The sequence below is a fragment of the Acrocarpospora macrocephala genome (assembly GCF_009687865.1).
GTDB lineage: Bacteria > Actinomycetota > Actinomycetes > Streptosporangiales > Streptosporangiaceae > Acrocarpospora > Acrocarpospora macrocephala.
The window spans coordinates 91007-111067 of record NZ_BLAE01000003.1; the positions used below are offsets into that span (position 1 = coordinate 91007).

Sequence of the window (20061 nt, forward strand, 5' to 3'; positions counted from 1 at the left end):
AGCGCCTCCTGGATGATCCGGGAGGCGCCGCCAGGTGATCAGTAGCGTTCTGCCACATTCGCGTTGATCTCCGTGAGGATCAGCGTCGAGTCGGTGTAGCGGATGAGGTTGGCCAGGGTCTGGGGCTGGGCCAGCGTGGCCTGCACGTAGCGGACGGCGTCGCCCACTGTGGTCAAGCCTAGGCGCTGGATGGTGATCGTACGGATCTGGGTGCCCGCGTTGATCCTGCGGGTCGCCAGGTTGAGGGTGGTGGCCAGGAGTTCCGCCCGGAGCTTGCGCGGCTGGGTCACCGGCAGGAACAGGACGGACGAGGCCTCGGACTGGGACAGCGCGCCGTTGGGGGTGGAGTCGTCCGCGCCGTCGAAACGGGTGTCGGTGGCCTGGACGCGAGCCAGGGCCTCCGGGGTGCGCAGGTCGGTGCGGAGAGCCCACAGGGTGGAGACCAGCGGCTGCCGGCTCGGCGCGACCGCGGTGATCGAGGTCTGCGAGGAGCCTGTCACCGGGTCGAACGCGCAGCCGTTCGTCCCGCCGTAGGTCACGGCGGCGGCGCCGGTCACCGTGGCGCCGGCCTCCAGGAGCAGGCTGGGCCGCGCGGTGAAGACGACGGTGCCCGTCCCGGCCGCGGCGACCGTGCCGAGGCTCCAGGTCAGGGTCGTCGTGCCGTCGGCGTTCCTGGTCACGGAGGCGGGGCGGGGACCGGCGCCGGTGTCGAGAGCCGTGCTGTAGTACACGTTCGCGGGGAGCGTGTACTTCAGGGTGGCCCCGGTGGCGGCGGCGCTGCCGGTGTTGCGGTGGGTCACCGTGTAGGTGATCGCCTCACCGGCGTTCACGCTCGCGGTCGCGGCGGACGTCACCGCCATGACCGGGACGTGCGCCTCGGTGGTGGCCGTGGCCGTGTTGTCGGCCAGGGTCTCCGCCGGTTCCGGGGTGCCCTCGGCGTTCTTGCCGGTCACCGCGGCCGTCGCGGTCAGCGTGGTGCCGTCGGCGACCGTGCACGGCACCGTGTACGTGAACGTCTCGGTCCTCGATCCGCCGGGCGCCAGGTTGGGGACCGTACGGGTGACCGGATCGCCCACCGGTGGGGTGAAGGTCACCGAGGTGGCGGTCGAGCCGCTGCCGCCCTTGTTGCCGATGGTCACGGTCGCGGTCACCGTGTCGCCACCGGCCGCGTCGGCCTTGTCCACGGTCAGCCCCGCGGTCAGGTCGGCCGAGGTCACCTTGAGCGCCGAGTCACCGGTCAGCTCCTGGACAGTCGGCCCGTGCGAGCCGTCGGACCAGTACGGGCTGCTGGTGAAGCTGTACTTCAGCCGGTCCCAGTCCGGCGGACTGAGCAGGGTCTCGGTGTTCGAGGTGTTGGTGCAGCCCGGGTCGATGGTCGGGATGTGGTTGATGTTGGCCTGCGCGCTGGCCGAGAACGGCGGGCCGTCGCCGGTCCAGTCGATCGGCGCGCTCGCCGAGCCGAGGGTCCAGTTGCCGCCGACCCCGTAGATGACCGGACGGACGACGCCGGGCAGGCCCGGGTTCGAGGTCTCGTCGAGGTCGTCCTCCTTCAGGGTCATCTTGCCGAACCGCTGGTAGTCGAGCGGGCGGTTGCCGTCGATGTTGGCGAACTGCCAGGAGTAGCTCATCACGCTCTGGTAGTTCGGCTTGCAGTTGAGGTCGTCGACGGTCCCGTTGTCGCGGCGCCCGCCGTGGCCCAGGCCGAAGGTGTGGCCCAGCTCGTGCAGCAGGGTGGCCTGCTCGGCGGCGGCCCTGCCGCCGACGTTGGTGAACATGTTGGTGGTCCAGACGCCCAGCGAGACGACGAAGTCGTTGCCGCCCTGCTCGTGCAGCTCGGCCCGGCCGGAGGTGGTGCCGCTGTTGGTCAGCCCGTTGATGAACAGGCCGTACCGGAATCGCTGGCGCTTGAAGTTGAGGATGTCGCTGCACCGCGGGCTGGCCCGGTCGGCGGCGCTGCCGAAGCTGCCGGTGCCGGTGGTGCCGCAGGCCACGGCGGGGTTGCCCTGTTTGATGTCGTCGAAGTCGTCGTACGTGCCCGCGGGCCGTACATCACCGAAGTCGATCCTGGCGGCGAACGGGACCTGCTCGTCTTCGATCAGATGCAGGGCCAGGCCGCTCGCGCCGGTCTGCGTGTTGGTCACCAGGGCGTTGTTGAACACCTGCTCCACCCTGCTCAGCACGCCGGGCTGCGGCTTCAGGCCGGCCATCCAGTCGATCTCGACGTAGATGTCGCGGCGGGTGGGATCGGCGTCCGGCAGCGTCATGTCGACCACGTTGTCGTTGTTGAAGTCCCGGCCGCGGAACTCCTCGTAGTCGGTGAATCCGTCGCCGTCGGAGTCGGCCGCGCTGGAGGGGGTGATCTCGAAGCAGACCTGTACGGCCGGCTTCGGGTCGGCCCCGAAGATCCCGCCGCCCGGCTCGCCGTTGCCGGCCACACATCCGGCGGACGAGGTCAGGTCACCGGTGACAGTGCCGTTGATCATGTTCACCTTGACCCGGGTGAACGGGTCGCCTGCCCGTGGCGAGGTGTCGGCCCAGTCGTCGTCGCTGGTCGAGTCGTGGTCCTTGATCAGGATGGAGATCTCCTGCTCGACCACGGTGGTGGGGATGTCCCGGGTGAGCTCCCAGAACGGGGCGACCTGTTCCTGGTCCTCGGCCGCTCTCGGGGTGGTGTGCACGGGGAATCCGGCGAAGGTGATCTCGCCGTAGAAGTCGGGTGCGCTCTCTCCGGCGGCTTCGAGCCCTTCGTTGCGGCAGGGATCGATGCAGTTCACCAGGAGGATGCGCACGGTGAGCGGCTGGGTCGCGGCCGCTCGTGCTTGGGCGGGAACGATGGACAGGCCCGCGATGACCAGGAGGAACGCGAGCGCTGCCCGTAAGGGTCTGGTCAGCATATTTGCAACGATGTGGGGAATACGGGCGGACGGCATGAGTAGGCCCGTACTCAATCGAACACGCTGCGTGGTGGTTTGACCCGGCTTGTTGTGGTTTGAGGGTGCTCTCGCGGTGGCGGATTGGGCCATGCTGGTGAGGGCTGCCGTCGCTTCGACCGGCGGCAGCCCCCGGTGGGTCAGCGGCCGGGCGTCAGCAGCTGCCGAGCATGCTGGTGAGGGCGGTCTTCTCCGAGCTCTGGAGCTTCAGGGCCCACTTGTACTTCACGGCGATCCAAGCCTTTGCGTACGTGCAGTAGAAGGCGGTGCGGGAGGGCTTCCAGGCGGCCGGGTCCTTGTCGCCCTTGGACTGGTTCACGTTGTCGGTCACGGCCCAGAGCTGCGGGCTGGACAGGTCGTTGGCGAAATCCTGGCGCTTGGCGGTGGTCCAGGCATTGGCGCCGGACTTCCAGGCCTCGGAGAGGGGGACCATGTGGTCGATGTCGACGTCGGAGGCGAGCGTCCAGGTGGCGCCGTCGTAGGGGCTGTACCAGCTGCCGGAGGTGGCGGCGCAGCTGGAGTTGACGACGACGCCGCTGCCGTCGCGCTTGAGCACGGTCTCGCGGGTGTTGCAGGCGCCGGAAATGGTGATCCAGTGCGGGAACAGGTCGCGGTTGTAGCTTGACGCGTTGGCCTCGTTCGCGACGGTCAGCGCGGCGAGCTGGGAGGTGGCGGTGGCCGTGGACGGGATGCCCGGCGGGGTCGCCGACGCGGGCCCGGCGAGCACGGTGGTGAGGGCGAGAGTGGCGCATAACGCGGTGAAGAGCGCGAAGACTCGCTGCACGAGTCCCTCCTTCTGTCCGCAACCCCGGCCAGTGGGTGATCCTGGACGCCAACGGGGTTGGACTGGACTAAGTGGGACAGTCGCATTCCCTCACAAACGCTGAAATATCAGCCTTTGACCATCCAGACAGGGATCATTCGTGTGATCCCGCCCGCTGCTCGCGCCTGCGACGCGCTGATCAGGACAGACGTCGCCGACCGCCTTTGCTCCGCCCCCGAACTCGGGGTGAAGTTCGTGTTAACACGCTCAGTCGGTACGCCGCTCCGGTCTCCAGGCAGACGTGGGGCTTCCCTGGAAGGGGCTGGCTACCAGGCGAAGGCGGGTCGGTGCGCGTGGCATCCGCGAACAGCCGGGACGTTCCCAGGCATGACCGGTCTGCCGCCATCGGCCCGCAGCCTTACGCGTGATACTCATCGGAGCTTCCGAGCGATTTGGTACTGGCACGGGGCCGGTCGGAGAATGACCGGCCCCGCACAGCCCTTCCCGGACTCACATCATGATCTTGAAGTGGTCAGGCGAGCGGCCAGGACGGCTTGGCGTTTAGCCTGGCTTGGTCAACGGCGGAGTGGATTAGCCGACAAAACCTCCCTGATACCACCAGGTGGGCGGGTACCAGTCACCGCCGGGGGTGTATTGCCACTTTGAGTTTTCGTAACAGTTGTCGCTGCGCGCCTTGATGACGATCTTTCCGTCTGATCTGTTCCGGCCGCTTTCGGAACGTACCAGACTGTCGGCGAAGGCGCCGCCGAAGCTCGCCCAGCCATTCGCCGGAACCCAGTTGTAGTTCAGGTCTTGCCAGCGGTGGTAGATCAGGTTGTCGGTGCCTCGGACGAATACTTCGATGCGCCCGTCGTGATTCTGGGTTGCCTCTGGGTTGCTGTTTCCCACACCGCCGAGGCTGACCCAGCCAGACCAGTCGCGCGACCCGGGAAACGTCTCGAACTTGTAGTAGATCGCGCCGTGACCGCTCCCGTACCAGTCGGTCGTGATGAACACGACCACCCTGCCGTCACGGTTTCGGATCGCGCTCGGAGAACCCCACATGGGCACGTGGTCGGTTCCTACGCCGTGAAATGTCGACTGCGTGGTGTCCCGCCACTCGAGTTCGTTGTTCGACGACCTGCGGAACTCGTATGTGTACCCATATTCGTTGAGTTCCCTGTCGGCCTCGACGCGCCAGGGGTTCCAGTTATCGCTGGCGCATGCTGCCGCGGCCGTGGCCGTGGCCGTTGCTCCGGCTTGCACTCCTGTCGCCAGCAGGACAGCGGCGACGATCCGCCACAGTCCGATTCTTGTTCTGCTGCGCATGAATGTCTCCTGTCTGGACGGGTGTGTTTCCTGCTCGTATCTAAAGGAGAATTGCACTGAGGGTGTTGGCGTACAAATTGGCGCACCCGGCCCACATCACGAATCCTCGCAGAATGGATGTGTTTCACGCATGACGGAACCTCGCTCAAGTGAACCAAGGGAAGGAGAGAAAGCCCCTGCGTTCTTTTCCCCGTGATCGGCCCTGCGTTCGGGGCGATCGAGGCCATTGAACGGGCGTAACGGGGTGGGCGGCCACAGGCGATGTATTATCCGCACAAGGTCGCACAGCGGCGCACGTTCGACTTAGGCGTTTGGGACAAACAGGGAAAGCTGCCGGGAGGTCAAGTGCCGCGGCGCCGAGCAGGGCGGAACGTGCTTCCTGAATGCTCCTGGCCCCTGGTCGCTGAAGATCGATATCTCGGCTCAAGCGTGCTTCCGACGGCGTCGGTCTGCTTGTGCCACGAGATAATCGAGTAGCTCCCGGCCCGACGCTGAGCGAGGCAGGCGGCCAGAGTGCCTGGTTCGAGTCGGAGCCAGGCGACCTTGATCTCAAGATGGTCGGGCGGCGCTGCTCCGGCGACAAGGGTGAACGCCGCGGCCGGCGCTCTCCAGGAGATCCGTCTCCGCCAGACGCAGCAGGTCAACGGAGTTGAGACCGGCGAGTTTCGCCTGAGATGTGGTGACAAGTCCCCACTGTCCCGCGACGTGGTCGCTCACGATCCGGGGTGGCGGCGAACGCTACAGGTGCGGCAGACGTCGTGCGCTGGTGGAGTGAAGATTTCGCCGGGGTTTCTTCCGTTTTGAGACGCGGGTGTTGCGGGCGGGGGTGGGCGTGATCGAATGCCCGGAGCGGTTCCGGTCGTAGGTTGGCCCGTTGTGCTTAGCGCGGCGGTCGAGGCGTGCTGGGAGACGGCGGTGTGGGTGTTGGCTGGGAGCGGGGAGCAGGGGCCGCGCCCATTGCCGGGCCTGCGATTACCGAGTTTCGGATTAGCGGAATACCGCTTATCGGATCGCTGGTTTTCGGGCTTCCGCTTGTGGGGGCGCTGGTTGCCGGGCTTTCGCCTATCGGGACGGGGCTTTCGTTTGTCGGGGTGCTGGTCAGCGGGTTTCGGCGAGTTCGGTCAGCAGGGTGGCGAAAGTAGCCGGGAGGGCGTGGATCTCGGCGGGGGAGAAGCGGGCCAGGCGGCCGGTGAAGGCGAGTTCGTACTGGTCGCCGCGAGGGGTGGCGGCCAGGGTCAGATCGAGGGTGGCGTCGTCATCCTCGTGGTCCCAGACCTCGGCGGTGAGGTCGTTCCAGTCGGCGGGGGGTTTGGGGTCCTCGCGGTGGATGAACGAGGCCTGGAAGACGGGGTGGATGCCGGGGATGCGGGGGATGCCTGCCTTGGAGACGAGGGTGTCGAAGGGGATCTCGTTGGCCAGGGCTCCCGCGGCCGTTTCCCTGACCCGGGTGAGCAGGGCGGCGAAGGTCTGGCCGGCGGGCAGGGCCACCCGGAGCGGGACCATGTTGATGAAGGTCCCGACGACGGATTCCAGCTCGCGGCGGCTCCGGGAGGCGGAGACGATGCCGACGTTCACGTCGCGGTGGCCGGTCATCCGCTGCAACAGCACGGCGTAGGCGGCGCACAGGGCCACGAACGGGGTGGCCGGGCCTTCGGCGACGCGGCGGAGGCGGTCGACGGTCTCGCGCTCCACCCGGATCATGCGGGTCGCGCCGGAGCGGGCGGCGGTCTCGGCCGGCTTGCCGCCGAACAAGGGCGGCGGCAGGCCGCGCAGCCGTTCGGTCCAGTACGGCAGGCGTTCCGGCAACCGCCGCGCGCTGCGCTCGGCGGACCAGGCGGCGTAGTCGGCGTACTGCACGGAGGGCGCGGGAGGTTCCGTACCGGAATAGAGGGCGGCGAGCTCGTCGGCCACGATGGCGAGGGAGCCGCCGTCGGCGGCGATGTGGTGGCAGACCAGGAACAGCCGGTGCTCGGACGGCGAGATCCGGTAGACGGTCAGGCGCATGAGCGGGCCCGAGGTCACCGGGAAGTGTTCGGCGCTGGCCGTTCTGGCGAGGGCGAGCGCGGTGGGCTCGCGGTCGGCTTCGGGCAGCCCGCTCAGGTCGGTGAATTCGAAGGGCGCCGGGAGGCCGGACCGGATGGTCTGGTACGGCTCGCCGTCGATGAGCGTGTAGATCGTGTGCAGGACCTCGTGCCGGGCGATCAGCGCGGTGAAGGTCCCCGCCAGCCGGGCCAGGTCGAGCGGGCCGGTGAGCCGCACGGCGAGCGTGACGTTGGGCGCGGCGGTAGGGTCGGACTGCTGGGCGAGCCAGATACGGCGCTGTTCGTGGGAGCACGCGAGCGGCGAGCCGTCCCGGGGGATCGGCGTCACACCCTGCGGAGCGGCCTTCTGGGCGAGCAGCCTGGCCACCAGCTCGCGTCGCCGATCGGCCTGCTCGGGCAGGGGCATCCCGTGCTCCTCTCTGATTTCGGGTACGGCAGAGAGGCCTGGGAGCGCTCCCAAATCAGCATAGAAGAAACCGCCCCCGGCGCGTCAAGCCCCAATTATGGGCGGATTAAATATCCCCAGATGAAAGCCGTATTCCCGGCGAATCTTTCTGAAATATGGATGATCTATTGACGCCGTCACACACGAAATCTAGCCTCAGAATGCGTGGGAACGCTCCCACGCCACGCACGCTCCCCCTCACGGCGGTGCGGCTTTTTCTGATGCCTGCCCTCTGGTTGCCTGACCACCGGCTTGGGAGACACGAGCGATGACCGAAACGACCGGGATGCAAATGACCGGCGTGCACACGCGTTCTGAGTTGCCGCTGCCGGACGTCCCGGCGATCGTCGACCTGTTCGAGGAACGCGTCGCCGAAGGCCCGGATCGGGTGGCGGTGGTGGCACGCTCCCGCACCATGACGTACGGCGAGCTGAACGAGGCCGCCGAAGCCGTCGCGGCGCGATTACAGCGGGCCGGGATCGGGCGGGGGGACCTGGTCGCGCTGTTCGCGGATCGGTCCGCGGAGATGCTGGCCGGGCTGCTGGGCGTGCTGAAGGCGGGCGCGGCCTACCTGCCGCTGGACCCCGGATACCCGGCGGCGAGGATCGCGATGGTGCTCGGCGACTCGGGCGCGCGCGCCGTCCTCACCCTCAGCCACCTGCGCGAAAGCCTCCCGGATTTCACCGGCCCGGTGCTCGCCCTAGACGACCCCGCTCCCCACACCGAATTCACGAAATATCCGCGTAAAAGGTCTGACAGGGCATATGTCCTTTACACCTCAGGCTCGACCGGCCGCCCCAAGGGTGTCGTCATCCCGCATGGCGCGCTGCTCAATTTCCTCTGGTCGATGCGCGACATCCTGGACGCCGGCCCCAGCGACGCCTGGCTCGCCCTGACCTCCCTTTCCTTCGATATTTCCGGACTCGAGCTGTACCTGCCGCTGATCACCGGCGGCCGCGTGATCGTCGCCGACGCCGAGACGGCCAGGGACGGCACGAAACTCCGCGACCTGATCTCCACCCAGGGCGTCACCCACGTCCAGGCCACCCCCTCCGGCTGGCGCGTCCTCCTCGACGCCGGTTTCGCCGCGAACGTCGTCGGCCTGGTCGGCGGCGAGGCCCTCCCTGTCGCCCTGGCCAGAACCCTCGCCGACCGCTGCGCCCGCCTCGTCAACGTCTACGGCCCGACCGAGACCACGATCTGGTCCACCTCCTGGGAGGTCCCCCGCGGCACCGCCTCCGTCAGCATCGGCGCCCCCATCGGCAACACCCAGGTCCACGTCACCGACGACCACCTGAACCCCGCCGAGGAAGGCGAACTCCTGATCGGCGGCCTCGGCGTCGCCGACGGCTACCTCGGCCGCCCCGCCCTGACCGCCGAACGTTTCATCCCCGACCCCTACGGCAGACCGGGCGCCCGCCTCTACCGCACCGGCGACACCGTACGCCTGCGCCAGGACGGCACGCTCGACTTCCTCGGCCGCTCCGACAACCAGGTCAAACTCCGCGGCCACCGGATCGAACTCGGCGAGATCGAGACGGTCCTGGAGGAGATCCCCGGCGTCCGGCAGGCCATCGTCACCGTGCACAAGGACGTCCTCGTCGCGTACGTCGTGGGCGAGCATGAGGACCCGAGGGACGAGCTGGCCGAGCGGCTGCCGCCGTACATGGTGCCGTCGATCGTGGTGCCGATGGCGGCGATGCCGCTGACCCCGAACGGCAAGGTGGACCGGCGGGCGCTGCCCGCGCCGGTGGCCGGGGCCGGGGAGATCGAGCCGCGCACCGAGTCGGAGCGGGTCGTGGCCGAGGCGTTCGCCGAGGTGCTGGGCCTGGAGCGGGTCGGCGCGGACGCCGACTTCTTCGCGGCCGGCGGGCACTCGCTGCTGGCCACCAAGGTGACCGCCCGGCTGACCCGGCGGCTGGGCGTGGAGATCCCCGTTGGTGAGCTGTTCGCGGCCCCGACGGTGGCGGGTCTCGCGGCGGTCCTGGACGGCCTGGACACGGTGTCGGTGCCGCTGGAGCCGCGCCCGCCCGGCACCCCGGTGCTGCTGTCGCCCGCCCAGGAACGGCTGTGGTTCCTGCACCGCTTCGACCCGGGCGACGCCTCCTACAACATGCACCTGACCCGGCTGCTACGCGGCCCGCTCGACGTGCCCGCGCTGGAAGTGGCCCTGACCGCCACGATCGCCCGCCATGAAGCTCTGCGCACCCGCTTCCCCGATGTGGACGGCCGCCCGGTGGCGGTCATCGAGGAACCCGGCGAGGTCCCGCTCGACCATCTCACCGCCGCCACCGAAGCCGACGCCCGCGCGCTGCTGTCGGCCCGGGTCAACGCCCCCTTCGACCTGGCCGCCGCCCCACCCGTCCGGATCTCGCTGGTACGGCTGGCCTCCGGCGACCACATCCTCTGCGTGGTCTTCCACGCGATCGCCGGAGACGAGTGGTCGCTCGACGTCCTCGTCGAAGACCTGGCCGACCCCGGCAGGGACGCTCCCGTGGTCCAGCACGGCGACGTGATCGCCTGGCATCAGGGCCGCGAGGCGCTCGGCGCCGGCGCCGACGCGCTGCGGCACTGGCGGGAACGCCTGGACGGGCTACCGGTCCTGCGCCTGACCACCGACCGGCCCCGCCCGGCGGTGGCGTCGCGTCGCGGGAGGTCGACGCGCGTGCGGATCCCGGTGAGACCGCTGGAGCAGCTGGCCCAGCGCCATGGCACGACCTTGTTCACCGTGCTGCTCGCCGCGTACCAGGCGGTGTTGTCGGCGGAGACCGGCCAGCACGATTTCGCGGTCGGCGCGCCCACGGCGGGCCGTAGCAGGGTCGAGCTGGAGGCGGTGGCCGGGCGGCTCGGCAACGTGCTGGTGCTGCGCGCCGACCTGTCCGGCGACCCGACTTATGCGGATCTGCTGGCGCGGGCCCGGTCGACGGTGCTGGCGGCGATGGCGCACGAGGAGATCCCGGTCGAGCGCCTGCTCGCCGACCTGGACCTGGCCAGGGACACCGGCCAGACCCCGCTTTATCAGACCATGCTCGCCCTCGACACGATGCCGGAGCCGGTCGAGATCGCGGGCGCGTCCTGCGTGCCGTTCGACCTCGATCACGTGCCCGCGCGATTCGACCTGACGCTGGACGCGTGGCGGACCGCCGACGCGCTCTCCCTCGTGTTCACCTACGACGCGAACCTGTTCGACGACGTCAGGATCGACGCTCTCGCCGCGCGGTTCACGACGCTGCTCGACGCCGTCGTGGCAGGCCCGGAGCGGCCGCTGGCCGACCTGCTGTTCCCGGGCGTCACGCTCGGCGGCGCGGCCTGGCGGGCCGAAGGGCTCGCCGCGCGCCCGGTCGTCCGCGCCGAACCCGCTCCCGCCCAGCGAACCGGACGCCCCCCGGCCAACCCCGCCGAACGTCTCATCGCCCGCGTGTTCGGCGAGGTCGTCGGCGTGGACGGCGTCGGCGCCGACGACGACTTCTTCGCGCTCGGCGGCAGATCGCTGCTGGCCCCGCGCGCCGCCGCCCTGCTCGCCAAGGCGTTCGGCGTGCCCGTCCCCGTCCGGGCGCTGTTCGCGCATCCGACCGTCGCCGCGCTGGCCACCGCGATCGGCGCCGACCCCGGCGTGGTCCCGCTCGAACCCCGCCCCGAGGGCGCGCCGGTGCCGCTGTCGGCCGCCCAGGAGCGGCTGTGGTTCATGGACCACTTCACCCCCGGCGACGCCTCCAGCAACATGTACCTGGCCAGACGGCTGTACGGCCCGCTCGACCGGACCCGTTTCGCCGCCGCCTTCACCGCCCTGGCCGCCAGGCACGAGTCGCTGCGCACCCGCTTCCCCGCCGACGACGGCCGCCCCGTCCTGGTCATCGACCCGCCGCGTGAGGTCGAGATCGAATGGGCGGAGCTGCCGGAACGTGAGGCGCGGGAATTCTGCGCGGAACGGGTCAACATCCCGTTCGACCTGGCGGCGGCCCCGCCCATCCGGGTGTCGGTGGTCCAGATCGGCGCCGAGGACCACGTGCTCTGCGTGCCGATGCACCACATCATCGCCGACGGCTGGTCGCTCAATGTGATGTTCACTGAGCTCGCCGCCCTGTACGAGGGTGTGGACCTGCCCCCGCTGCCCGTACAGGCCGGAGACGTGTCGATCTGGCAGCTCAAGCGGGAAGCCCTCGACGAGGGCGAGGCCGCGCTGGCGCACTGGAAGCAGAAACTGGCCGGAGTCCCCGTGCTGGAACTCCCGCTGGACCGGCCGCGCCCGCTCGACCTGGTCAGGGAGGGCGCGGTGCACAACGAGCACGTGCCCGCCGACCTGGTGGCCGGTCTGGAATCGGCGGGCCGGGAGAGCGGCGTCACGCTGTTCATGGTCCTGCTCGCCGCCTACCAGGCGCTGCTCGCCCGCCACACCGGCAAGCTGGACTTCGCGATCGGCTCGCCGACGGCGGCCCGGGGCCGGGTCGAGCTGGAGTCGGTGATCGGGTACCTCGCGCACACGCTGGTGCTGCGCGCCGACCTGGACGGCGATCCGCCGTTCCACGAGCTGCTGCGCCGGACCTGGGCCACGCTGGTGGACGCGCTCGCGCATCAGGAGATCCCGGTCGAACGGCTCAAGTCCATCCTTGGCGTACGGCGCGAGCTCGGGCAGACGGCCCTGTTCCAGACCATGTTGATCCTGCACAGCCAGACCGCCGAGGGCAACATGCCGGCCACGTTCGCGGGGCTGCGGCACGAGCCGTACAACGCGGGGCCGATCAAGACGGCGTTCGATCTGACGCTGACCGCGTGGCCGGTGCCGGACGGGCTCAACCTGGTCTTCGACTACGACGCGCGGCTGTTCGACGCGCGGACGGTGCAGCGGCTGGCGGCCCGGCTGGTCGAATCCCTGTACGACATCGCCGCCGACCCGACGACTCGCCTGTCCGTCCTGTCGATGCGCACCCTGGAGGACGAAGCCTTCCTGGCCGAGTCGGCGCGCGGCCCGGAGCTCGACCTGCCCGCGCCGACGCTGCTCGGCCTGATCGAGCCGAGCGACCGGATCGCCGTCGACGGCCTGACCTACGCCGAACTCGACGCGGCGTCGCGGCGGCTCGCGCTGCGCCTGCGGCGGCTGGGCGTCGGGCGCGGCGACGTCGTCGGAGTGCTGGCGGAACGGTCGGTGGCCTCGCTGACCGGGATGCTGGCCGTGATGCGGGCAGGCGCGGCCTACCTGCCGCTGGATCCCGCCTATCCCGAGGCGCGGATCGCGTTCGTGCTGGACGACGCCAAGCCGCGCGCCCTGCTCACCGACGGCGAGGCGGCCTGGGACGGCCCGACCATCCGGCTCGGAGAGCCGATCACCGAGGACGGCGAGCTCGACGTCGAGGTCCGCCCCGAGGACCCCGCCTACGTGCTCTACACCTCCGGCTCCACCGGCCGCCCCAAGGGCGTCGTCGTCCCGCACCGCGCGCTCGCCAACTTCCTGATCTCGATGCGCGACCTCCTGAACGCGGGCTCCAGCGACGTCTGGCTGGCACTGACCTCCCTTTCCTTCGATATTTCCGGACTTGAGCTGTATCTGCCGCTGATCACCGGCGGGCGGATCGTCATGGCCGGGAACGCGCTCGACGGCGAGGAGCTCGCCCAGCTGATCACCGAGCAGGGTGTCACCCACGTCCAGGCCACCCCGTCCGGCTGGCGCGTCCTCATGACCGCCGAGCTTCCCCGGGTGACCGCCCTGGTCGGCGGCGAAGCGCTGCCCGCCGGCCTCGCCCGCGACCTGCGCGCCCGCGTCTCCCGCCTGATCAACGTGTACGGCCCGACCGAGACCACCATCTGGTCCACCGCCTGGGAGGTCCCCGAAGACCCCGCCGAGATCACCATCGGCCGCCCGATCGGCAACACCCAGGTCGCCGTCGTCGACGACCTGCTCCGCCCGGTCCCGCCCCGCGCCCCCGGCGAGCTCGTCATCGGCGGCCTCGGCCTGGCCCACGGCTACCTCGGCCGCCCGGCCCTGACCGCAGAACGATTCGTCCCAGGACCCGGCGGAACCCGCCTCTACCGCACCGGCGACCTGGTGCGCTGGCGCTGGGACGGCACCCTCGAATTCCTCGGCCGCAACGACGACCAGGTCAAACTCCGCGGCCACCGGATCGAGCCCGGCGAGATCGAATCCGTCCTCGAAAGCCTTCCCGCCGTGCGCCGGGCCGCGGTGACCGTCCGGGCCGACAACCTCGTCGCGTACGTGGTGGGGGACACCACCGGCCTGCGCGAGCAGCTGATCGCCCGCCTGCCGTCCTCCCACATCCCCAGCACCTTCGTCCGCCTGGACGCCCTCCCGCTCACCCCCAACGGCAAGCTCGACCGCCTCGCCCTGCCCGACCCGGAGCCCTCCCGCGAAGAGGCGTTCGTCGCGCCGAGAACCGACGCGGAAGCCCTGGTCGCCGACGTGTGGAGCGAGCTGCTCGGCCTGGAGGGCATCGGCGCCTTCGACGACTTCTTCCTGCTCGGCGGCCATTCGCTGCTGGCCATCCGGGTGGCCGCCAGGCTCAAGGCCGTGGTCGGCGTGGAGGTGCCGATCCGGACCATGTTCACCCACACCACCGTCGCAGACCTCGCGGCGACCGTCGAGGACATCCTGCTCGCCGAGCTGGACGACCTGTCCGACGAGGAAGCCCTGCGCCTCATGGAGTCTCCGTGACCAGTACACCTGACCTGTCTCTGGCCAAACAGGCCCTGCTCAAACAGCGCCTGCGGCGCCGTACGGCGGCGGCCTCGATCTCCCCCCGCCCACCCGGCACGGTCCCCCCGCTCTCCCACGCGCAGGAACGCCTGTGGTTCCTCGAGCAGTACCGCCCCGGAACCGCGTCCTACATCGTCCCCTTCGCGGTCTGGCTGGACGGCCCGCTCGACCCCGGCAACCTCAGGAACGCGCTGATCCAGGTCACCGAACGGCACGAGACCCTGCGCACCAGCTTCACCACGTCCGAGGACGGCCTGCCCGCCGTCGTGATCTCCGACGAGCCCGTGATCGACCTGACGATCCTGACCGCGGACACCCCCGAGCAGGCCAGGGACCTGATCTCCACCGACCTGGCCCGGCCGTTCGACCTGGCCACCGGACCGCTCCTGCGCACCACGCTGGTGAGCCTCGGCCCCAGCCAGCACGTGCTGCAACTGGCCGCCCACCACGCCATCACCGACGGCTGGTCCGGCGACGTCCTCCTCGGCGACCTGCTGGCCGCCCTCGACGGCCGCCCGCTCACGCCCCTGCCCATCCAGTACGGCGACTACGCCGCCTGGCAGCGCGAACGCACCGGCACTCCCGCCTACCAGGCCGACGTCACCTACTGGCGGGACCGCCTGGCCGGAGTCCCCCCGCTGGAACTCCCCACCGACCTGGCCCGCCCCGCCGAACAGGGCTCCGCCGGCGCCGGGTACGGCTTCGGCGTCGACGCCCGCCTCGAAGCCGCCGTGGGCGCGCTGGCGACCGCGTGCGGGGCGACGCCGTACATGACCTTCATGGCGGCGCTGCAGGTGCTGCTGTCGCGCTGGTCCGGGCAGGACGACTTCGCCGTGGGCAGCCCGGTCAGCGGGCGCGGCCTGCCCGAGCTCGACGGCATGGTCGGCATGTTCGTCAACACCCTGGCCATGCGCGCCGACCTGGACGGCGACCCCACGTTCACCGAGCTGCTCGGCCGGGTCAAGGAAGCCGCCCTGGACGCGTTCTCGCACCAGGAGCTGCCGTTCGACCAGCTGGTGAACGAGCTGAACGTCGAACGCGACGTGAGCCGGACGCCGATCTTCCAGGTCATGTTCGCGCTGCAGAACTACGCCAGCGGTCCGGCGTCCGCGCCCGGCGCAGTCGCGGTGAGTGGGTTCGCGGCCGATGTCCAGGTGAGCAGGTTCGACCTCGCCTTCTACCTGTACGAAGGCTTCGAGGGCATGGGCGGCGCGATCATCTACAGCACCGACCTGTTCACCGAGGACACGGTCGCCCGCATGGCGGCCTCGCTGGACGCTCTGCTGCGCTCGATCGTCGCCAACCCGGACGCCAGGATCTCCGAACTCGACCTGCTGCCGCCAGGGGAGCACGAGCGCGTGCTCGCCCTGGGGACTTCGGAGCCGGCCGCGTCGCTCGACCGTGACCTGCTGCACGACCTGGTCACCGCCGCCGCGGAACGCACGCCGGACGCGCCCGCCGTCGTGTTCGGACCGGATTCGCTCACGTTCAGGGAGCTCGACCAGCGTGCCAACCGGCTCGCGCACCGCCTCAGAGATCAGGGCGTCAGGCCGGGGGATCGGGTGGCGGTCTGCCTGGAGCAGTCGGCGGAGCTCGCGGTGGCCATCGTCGGAGTGCTCAAATCGGGTGCAGCCTATGTCCCGATAGATCCGGAACTGCCCGCCGAGCGGGTGGCGTACATGGTGGCGGACGCCGGGATCAGGATCGCGGTCACCACCGAGGAGCTGCTGCCGGACGGGCTCGCCCCCGTATACGTGGACGACCAGGGCGGACAGGACACACCCGTGCACAGCGGGGTCACTCCCGGCGACCTCGCCTATGTGATCTTCACCTCCGGGACCACGGGACGGCCGAAGGGTGTCGCCGTCCAGCACCGCGAAGTCATGACATATCTGGCGGGCGTACACGAACGATTCCAGGTCGAACCCGGTTCGGCGTTCGCGCTGCTGCAATCCCTGGCGTTCGACTTCGGCGTCACCGTGTTCTACCTGTCCCTGATGACCGGCGGCTGCCTGCACCTCCTGCCCTCCCGAACCGCCGCCCCCGACTTATCCGAATATTTCCGCAGACGTCCCGCCGACTACCTCAAGATCACGCCCTCCCACCTGGCCGCGCTGCTCGCCGAAGCCGAACCAGCCGAGATCCTGCCCCGCAAGCTCCTCATCCTCGGCGGCGAGGCGGCCCCCGCCGAATGGGCCGCCGACCTGGCCACCCGCGTCCGCGTCGTCAACCACTACGGCCCGACCGAGGCCACCGTCGGCGTCACCACCCACGAGGTCACCGCCACCACCGGCCTGCTGCCCATCGGCCGCCCGCTCCCGGGCGCGCTGGTCCGGCTGCTCGACGCGCACGGCCGCCCGGTCCCGGTAGGCGTACCCGGCGAGATCAACCTCGGCGGCGATCGCCTGGCCCGCGGCTATTTGAACAGGCCCGCGCTGACCGCTGAGAAGTTCGTCCCCGACCCCTACGGCCCGCGCGGCACGCGCCTGTACCGCACCGGCGACCTCGGCCGCTGGCTGCCCGGCGGCGAACTCCAGTTCCTCGGCCGCCGCGACCTGCAGGTCAAGGTCCGCGGCTACCGCGTCGAACTCGGCGAGATCGAGACCGTCCTCGCCACCTACCCCGGCGTCACCCAGGCCGTCGTGGACCTGCGCGACCAGCGCCTGGTCGCGTACCTGGTCGGCGAGGAGTCCGGCGAGCTGCGCGCCTGGCTGAAGGAACGCCTGCCCGACTACATGGTCCCCGCCCGCTACGTCTGGCTGGACCGGCTGCCGCTCAAGTCGCACGGCAAGGTCGACCGCGCCGCCCTGCCCGACCCCACCGGCGGCCCCGCCCTCGGCGCCGAGTTCACCGACCCCGCCACCCCCATCGAGGAGACCGTCGCCGCCATCTGGGCCGCCGTGCTCGGCCTGGAACGCGTCAGCGTGCTGGACGACTTCTTCGACCTCGGCGGCCACTCCCTGCTCGCCATGCAGGTCGTCGCCCGCCTCCGCAAGGCCGGACATACCACGACATTGTTGGATTTATTCAAGCATCCGACTGTTCGCGAGCTCGCCCACCTCCTCGACCCCGACACGGTCAAGGGCCCCGACCGGCTCCTCCACCGCCTCACTCCCGTCCGTACGACCACCGCCACCCTCGTCTGCGCGCCCTACGGCGGCGGCAGCGCCGTCATCTACAAACCGCTCGCCGACGTGATGCCGGCCGACTGGGCGCTCTACTCGCTGGCGGTCCCCGGAAACGAGCTGGGCGAGGACCCCCGGCCCATCGACGAGGTGGCCGCCGGATACGCCCAGGAGATCCTGGACACCATCACCGGCCCGGTCGTCATGTACGGCCACTGCGGCCTCGGCGTGATGCTCACCACCAAGGCCGCCCGCATCCTGGAACAGGCCGGACGCCCGCCGGAAGCCGTCTACCTGGGCGGAGTCTTCCCGTTCGCCCGGCCGCGCGGCCCGATGGCCAGATTCGGCGAGTGGTGGGAGGAACTCGGCGGGGACCAGGGCCGGATCAACGCGCTCACCGCGGCCGGGCTCGACGTCTCCGAGTTCGACCAGGACGAGCTCCGGCTGATCGTCAAGAACCGCCGGGTCGGCACCCGCGAGGCGGAACGGTACTTCGCCCAGATCTTCGAGCAGGAACTCCAGCCGCTGACCCCTCCGGTCATCGCCGTGGTCGGCGAACGCGACCCGGCGGTCGAGTACTACCAGGAACGTTTCCGCGAGTGGCACTGCGTGGCCGAGACCGCCGCCTGCGTCGTCCTCGACGAAGCCGCCCACTATTTCATGAAATATCGGGCGGAGGAGCTGGCGGACATCGTCACCGGCACCCACCGCGCCGTGCTCGCCGGGGACACCGCGCACCTGGAACGCAGCACCGGCGATGAGACCTGGTGGCTCCAGGGCGTCTCCCGCCGCGGCGCCGAGCAGAGCGTGCAGATCGGCCCCAAACCCAGCATGCGCCGCTTCGCCGCGCTGGCCGCCGGACAGCTCGTCTCGATCACCGGCTCCGCGCTGACCGAGTTCGCCCTGCCGCTCTGGATCCTGCTCACCACCGGCTCCCTCGCCAACTTCGCCCTCTTCTCCGTACTAGCCCTGGTCCCCGGCATGCTCGTGGCCCCCCTGGCCGGGACGGTCGTGGACCGCTTCGACCGCCGCAAGGTCATCCTCTGCAGCGACATCGCGGCGGGCAGCACCCAGCTGATCCTCGGGATCCTGACCTGGACCGGCAACCTCCAGGTCTGGCACGTCTACCCACTCCTGGTCAGCCTTTCCCTGGCGCTCACCTTCCAGCGCATCGCGTACGGCTCCGCGATCCCGCAACTCGTGCCGAAACGTTTCCTCGGCCACGCCAACGGCCTGATGGGCATGGTCAACGGCGTCGCCATGCTGGTGGTGCCCCTGATCGCCGCAGGCCTCATGGCGGTCATCGGCCTCGGCGGCATCCTGGTCATCGACGTGATCAGCTACTCGGTCGCGATCATCACCGTACTGCTGGTCCGCTTCCCCAAGACGATGGCCTGGCGTCGCCGCGAGCCGATGCTGACCGAGATGGTCAACGGCTTCAAGTACACCTGGGGCAACCACGGCATCCGCCGCATGCTGCTCTTCTTCGCGGTCGTCAACCTGTTCATGTCACCGCTGTTCCTGCTGATCTCGCCACTGGTGCTGTCATTCGCCGAACTCGCCGACGTCGGCCGGGTGACATTCTTCGGCGGCCTCGGCGTCTTCCTCGGCGGCCTGATCATGACCATCTGGGGCGGCCCCCGGCGACTGCGACTGCGCGGCCAACTCTGGTCCACGGTGGCCCTGTCCGCCGCCGCGATCGTGGTCGGCTCCCACGAGCACCTACTGGTGATCTCCGCCGGCGTCTTCGGCATGTTCCTGTCGCTCACCGTACTCAACGGCATCTACGCCACGATCATCCAGGTCAAGGTGCCACAACGCTTCCACGGCCGCGTCTTCGCACTCAACCAACTGGTCGCGTTCTCCACCCTGCCCCTCGGCTACGGCCTGGTCGCCCCGTACGGCACCGCCCTCTTCGAGCCCATGTTCGCCCCCGGCGGCCTGCTGGCCGACACCGTCGGCGCGGTGATCGGCACCGGCGACGGCCGCGGCATCGCCTTCATGTACGTCCTGTTCGCCCTGATCATGGCCTCCGCCGTGTTCGTGGCCCGATGGATCAAGGGCCTATGGCGCTTCGACGAACTGGTGCCGGACGCGCTACCCGACGACGTGATCGGCTTCGAAACCCTGAAGAACCGATCCTTTAAGAAGAAGGAGAAAGTGTGAGCGAGTATCTGGTCGTACTGAACGACGAGGAGCAGTACTCGATCTGGGCCGCCGACCGCCCGGTCCCAGACGGCTGGCGCGCGGAGGGCTTCTCCGGCGAAAAGGAGGCATGCCTCGCCCACATCGAAGAGGTCTGGACCGACATGCGCCCCCTCAGCGCCCGCCACTGACCCTGGGGTTCGATTCCCAAGGCGGCTCCGCCGATCAGAGGCCCATCGCGATCACCGCGATGGGCCTCTTGGTCTTCGCACAGCAGTGGAATACGGCCCGCAGGTGTCGAGATCGATCACCTGGCCAGTGAGAAAAGCCGCTACTACCGCCGCACGGATGCGGCCCTGACGATCGCCCGGGGTGCCGCATGCAAACTTCTCCCCTGAAAGGCGCGTCTCGCCCTTTATGGGAATACTGTTTCGCGGCACCGCTGCAGCCGTCGCCTTTTTCGTCGCTGCGGGGCCGGCTGCCGCCCACGCCGTGGTGCCGGCCGGTCAGTGGAGTGTCGTCCATGACGACCGCCGTGACTCCTACGACGCGGTGACGGTGACGCCGGTTCGCCCC

The 20061-nt window shown here is 69.7% G+C and carries 7 protein-coding genes; 3 read left to right on the top strand and 4 right to left on the bottom strand.

The annotated features are described in order from the left end of the window. Positions 1-38: 38 nt before the first annotated feature. From Amac_RS00445 to Amac_RS00460, 4 genes are all read right to left on the bottom strand, one after another. Complete coding sequence (locus tag Amac_RS00445) at positions 39-2894, bottom strand: CARDB domain-containing protein (RefSeq protein WP_155352241.1); 2856 nt, start codon at positions 2892-2894, stop codon at positions 39-41. A gap of 190 nt (positions 2895-3084) precedes the next feature. Beyond that, positions 3085-3714, bottom strand: a complete 630-nt coding sequence (locus Amac_RS00450; protein WP_155352242.1) for an HNH endonuclease family protein — start codon at positions 3712-3714, stop codon at positions 3085-3087. A 570-nt stretch (positions 3715-4284) separates the two neighbouring features. Further along, on the bottom strand, positions 4285-5022 hold the full coding sequence (locus tag Amac_RS00455) for a DUF8189 domain-containing protein (RefSeq protein WP_155352243.1): 738 nt from the start codon (positions 5020-5022) through the stop codon (positions 4285-4287). A 1098-nt stretch (positions 5023-6120) separates the two neighbouring features. Further along, positions 6121-7470, bottom strand: a complete 1350-nt coding sequence (locus tag Amac_RS00460) for a condensation domain-containing protein (RefSeq protein ID WP_155352244.1) — start codon at positions 7468-7470, stop codon at positions 6121-6123. Positions 7471-7777: 307 nt separating this feature from the next. On the opposite strand from Amac_RS00460, the gene Amac_RS00465 reads away from it, so the two are divergent. From Amac_RS00465 to Amac_RS00475, 3 genes are read left to right on the top strand one after another with little or no spacing between them, the layout of a single operon-like run. Continuing rightward, a complete protein-coding gene (locus Amac_RS00465; RefSeq protein WP_155352245.1) occupies positions 7778-14173 on the top strand; it encodes a non-ribosomal peptide synthetase in 6396 nt (2131 codons plus the stop codon). Next, positions 14170-19506, top strand: coding sequence for a non-ribosomal peptide synthetase/MFS transporter (locus tag Amac_RS00470; RefSeq protein ID WP_155352246.1), 5337 nt, complete (start codon positions 14170-14172; stop codon positions 19504-19506). Before Amac_RS00465 ends, Amac_RS00470 begins: the two co-directional genes overlap by 4 nt. Continuing rightward, positions 19503-19676 carry an MbtH family protein gene (locus tag Amac_RS00475; protein ID WP_155352247.1) on the top strand — a complete coding sequence of 58 codons (174 nt, stop codon included), beginning with the start codon at positions 19503-19505 and terminating at the stop codon, positions 19674-19676. Before Amac_RS00470 ends, Amac_RS00475 begins: the two co-directional genes overlap by 4 nt. Positions 19677-20061: the final 385 nt, after the last annotated feature.